General features: G+C 32.2%; 1 protein-coding gene. It reads right to left on the reverse strand.

Annotation, left to right across the window (positions count from 1 at the left end; translation table 11 throughout):
• Nucleotides 1-28: 28 nt before the first annotated feature.
• On the reverse strand, nucleotides 29-239 hold a 211-nt coding region (locus R2R70_RS22890), incomplete at its 5' end, for an MFS transporter (RefSeq protein WP_410979330.1).

Consider the following 239-nt stretch of genomic DNA (forward strand, 5'->3'; position numbering starts at 1 on the left):
GGAAGGGACAATTTCACAAAAGATTACTCTAATCACCAGTCTCTAATAATTCTTTATCTTTTCTTCCATGTAGTAAATGATAAATTGGAATACAAATAACAAACAGGATAGCACTACTAACAAAAATGCTTCTGTATCCATAGGTCGAAACAAAGAAACCCAATACATAAGGACCTATTCCAAAACCAAAATTCATAAGCGTAAAAAATGTAGAGGTTGCTAAACCAAATGATTGTGGT

It is taken from the genome of Cobetia sp. SIMBA_158, from assembly GCF_046566945.1.
Classification (GTDB): Bacteria; Pseudomonadota; Gammaproteobacteria; order Pseudomonadales; family Halomonadaceae; genus Cobetia; species Cobetia amphilecti.